Below are 3263 nucleotides of genomic sequence, written 5' to 3' on the forward strand. Positions count from 1 at the left end.
GCCGGCAGCGGTCCCGGCGGGTGCCGGGACGGCTGCGGGTGTTGCCGCCGTTCTTGTCCCGCAAGCACCTGCCGGCACGGTTGGCGCGGCTGCGGGAGATCGACGGGAATCTGCCGGCGTTGGTCCGCGGCCAGGGCAGCGAGTTCGACTCGCTGCGCGAGTATGTCGTCGGCGACGATGTGCGTTCGATCGACTGGCGCGCCACCGCCCGGCGCTCCGATGTGGTGGTGCGGACCTGGCGGCCGGAACGGGACCGGCGGGTGGTCATCGTGCTCGACACCGGCCGGACCGCGGCCGGCCGGATCGGGGTCGACCCGACCGCGAGCGACCCGGCGGGCTGGCCCCGGCTGGACTGGTCGATGGATGCCGCCCTGTTGTTGGCGGCGTTGGCGTTGCGCGCCGGGGACCACGTCGATCTGCTCGCCCACGATCAGGTGACCCGCGCCGGTGTGTTCGGAGCCGCCCGCAGCCGGCTGTTCGCCCAGCTCGTCGACGCCATGGCACCGCTGCAGCCGGCGCTGGTCGAATCCGACGCCGCGGCAATGGTTTCCGTGTTGTCCCGGCGGGCCCGCCGAGGCAACTTGGTGGTGCTGTTGACCGACCTCAACGCCTCCGCGCTCGAGGAGGGGTTGCTGCCGGTGTTGCCGAAGCTGACCGCGGACTATCAGGTGATCCTGGCTGCGGTCGCCGACCCGCGGGTGGAACGGCTGGCGCGGGGACGCACCGACGCGGCCGCGGTGTATGACGCGGGCGCCGCCGAACGCGCCCGCAACGACCGGCAGGCGCTGGCGACCAGGTTGCGCCGCAGCGGCGTGCGGGTCATCGACGCCCCGCCCGATGACCTGGCGCCGGCACTGGCCGATGCCTATCTGGCGATGAAGGCTGCCGGACAACTCTGATCCTTTTCGTCGGCGAGCAGTCGCGAAAGCCACCAAATTGCGTGTGAAAAAGGGGCTTTCATGTCTGCTCGGCGGAGGAAATCAGCCGGTGGGGACGACGTCGGGCGCGTCGGCGATGTCGCCGGTCTCGTCGGCGGCCACCGCCTTGCGGCCGAAGTGCACCACGTAGGCCAGAAACGCCGCCTCGGCCAGCACCCCGATGCCCACCCGCAGCCACGTCGGCAAGGGCGAGGGCGTCACCATCGCCTCCAGCAACCCGGCCACCGCCAGCACCGCGACGAGCCCCACGGCGACCGCGACCACAGCGCGGCCCTGCTCGGCGAGCACCTGTCCACGCGGACGGTCGCCCGGTGCGATCACCATCCAGCCCAGCCGCATGCCGACCGCACCGGCCAGGAACACCGCGGTCAGCTCCAGCAGGCCGTGCGGCGCCAGCAGGCCGAGCATGAAACCGCCCCGGCCGGCGCCGAACATCAGCCCGAGTGCCACGCCGAGGTTGGCGGCGTTGGCCAACAGCAGCGCCGGGATCGGCAGGCCCAGCAACACCGAGAACGCGATGGCGCGCGCGGCCACCCAGGAGTTGTTCACCCAGACCTGCAGCGCGAAGGCCCCGGCCGGGTGATCGCTGTAGTACGAGGCGAAGTCATGGTTGATCAGCTGGTCGAGCTCGGCCGGTGTGCCGATCAGCGCCTGCACGTCGGGGTCGCCGGCCACCCAGGCTGCGATGACCACCGCGACGGCCAGGAAGGCGGCGGCGGTGCCCAGCCACCACCGCCAGGCCCGGTAGGCCACCACCGGAAACGACACCGTCCAGAAGCGGACGAACTCCGAGGCCAGCGGGGCGTGCGCACCGGTGACGGCGGCACGCGAGCGTGCCACCAATCCCGAGAGCCGGCCGATGAGCGCCGAATCCGTCGACGACGAGCGCAGCACCGACAGGTGAGTGGAAACCCGCTGGTAGAGCTCCACGAGCTCGTCGATTTCGGCGCCGTCGAGCCGCCGGCGCTTCTTCACCAGTTCCTCCAGCCGATCCCAGGCCGGGCGATGGGTCAGCACGAAGGCGTCGACATCCACGGCGTCGAGCGTAGCGAGACAGGTCCCGCCATAGGTACGGCCAGGAGTTCTCCGCCGGTGCCGGATCGGCGGGTAGCGTCTGCGCTATGCCGAATCGCAGCCACGAGCTGGTGACCGGCGACGCCGTCGTTCTCGACATACCGATCGCGCAGCTGCCGGTGCGCGCGGTCAGCGCGCTGATCGACATCACCGTCGTCATGGTGGCCTACGTGTGTTCGATGGTGCTGTGGGCGATGACTCTCGGCCGTTTCGACGCCGCCCTGACCGCCGCGATCATGATCATCTTCGCGGTGGTGCTGCTGGTGGGCTATCCGGTCACCATCGAGACCCTCACCCGCGGCCGGTCGCTGGGCAAGATGGCGATGGGACTGCGGGTGGTCTCCGACGACGGCGGCCCGGAACGCTTCCGGCAGGCGCTGTTTCGGGCGCTGGCCGGCGTGGTGGAGATCTGGGCGCTGACCGGCAGCCCGGCGGTGATCACCAGCCTGCTGTCGCCGCGAGGGAAACGCCTGGGCGACATCTTCGCCGGCACGATGGTGATCAGTGAACGCGGGCCGGCCGCGGCGCCGCCACCGCAGATGCCTCCCGGGCTGGCGTGGTGGGCATCCACCCTGCAACTCTCGGGGCTGCGATCCGAATCAGCCGAGCTGGCAAGGCAATTCCTCGGCCGCGCCGCACAACTCGATCCGCACACCAGACAGATGATGGCCTACCGGATCTCCGGTGAGGTGCTCGCCCACATCTCACCGCCCCCGCCGCCGGACGCGCCGCCGGAACTGGTGCTGGCGGCAGTGCTCGCCGAGCGCCATCAACGTGAGCTGGCCCGACTGCAGGCCGGGCCGCCCATCCCCTACCCGCCACCGTCCTGGCCGCCGGCGGGCCCGGGCGGGTACGCGCCACCGCGCTGACCCGGTCGGGTTGTTCGACGGTGACGCCCAGCGCCTCGTAGGTGGAGCGCGCCCGAGCGCACCCCGTCGCCGTACCGGGAGACGTCGACCACCGTCCCGGGCGCCGATCCCAGCGCGTCGCGCAGCGGTTTCGGCACCACAATCCGGCCTACGGAATCGATGACGACCGCCATTGGGGCGATATTGCCAGCGGATTCCCAGTTCTCACTGCCTTGCCGATCCGATAGATTCCGATATATCGTGACCGTATCGGAAGCGACGAACGCTTTCGGCCCCAGAGCACACGAGGTGGGTTATGAATGTCCCCTTCGGTCCGCCCGACGGACCCTTCACGCACGACCCTGAGCAGTCCGGTGGATTCGGGTTCGGAGCCGCCACCCCG

At 70.7% G+C, this 3263-nt stretch carries 4 protein-coding genes; 2 read left to right on the top strand and 2 right to left on the bottom strand.

Going from position 1 to position 3263, the window contains the following annotated elements; all coding sequences use genetic code 11:
- Window positions 1–899, top strand: an 899-nt coding sequence (locus DQP56_RS23395; protein WP_133259021.1) for a DUF58 domain-containing protein, incomplete at its 5' end; no start/stop codon positions are given.
- Between the two features lie 81 nt (window positions 900–980).
- Here DQP56_RS23395 and DQP56_RS23400 read toward each other — a convergent pair.
- Window positions 981–1973, bottom strand: a complete 993-nt coding sequence (locus DQP56_RS23400; RefSeq protein WP_112689439.1) for a stage II sporulation protein M — start codon at window positions 1971–1973, stop codon at window positions 981–983.
- An 86-nt stretch (window positions 1974–2059) separates the two neighbouring features.
- Here DQP56_RS23400 and DQP56_RS23405 point away from each other — a divergent pair, with 86 nt between their 5' ends.
- Window positions 2060–2881: an RDD family protein gene (locus DQP56_RS23405; protein WP_112689441.1), complete on the top strand. Its 822-nt coding sequence runs from the start codon at window positions 2060–2062 to the stop codon at window positions 2879–2881.
- Here DQP56_RS23405 and DQP56_RS25690 read toward each other — a convergent pair.
- Window positions 2824–3054 carry an AbrB/MazE/SpoVT family DNA-binding domain-containing protein gene (locus DQP56_RS25690; RefSeq protein WP_112689443.1) on the bottom strand — a complete coding sequence of 77 codons (231 nt, stop codon included), beginning with the start codon at window positions 3052–3054 and terminating at the stop codon, window positions 2824–2826. The genes DQP56_RS23405 and DQP56_RS25690 overlap by 58 nt on opposite strands.
- Window positions 3055–3263: the final 209 nt, after the last annotated feature.

This window comes from Mycolicibacter senuensis, from assembly GCF_003284925.1.
Classification (GTDB): Bacteria; Actinomycetota; Actinomycetes; order Mycobacteriales; family Mycobacteriaceae; genus Mycobacterium; species Mycobacterium algericum_A.

Bases quoted from the DNA above. Each gene is read 5' to 3' on its own strand.
- DQP56_RS23405 (WP_112689441.1), top strand. From the start codon at position 2,060: ATGCCGAATCGCAGCCACGAGCTGGTGACCGGCGACGCCGTCGTTCTC.
- DQP56_RS25690 (WP_112689443.1), bottom strand. From the start codon at position 3,054: ATGGCGGTCGTCATCGATTCCGTAGGCCGGATTGTGGTGCCGAAACCG.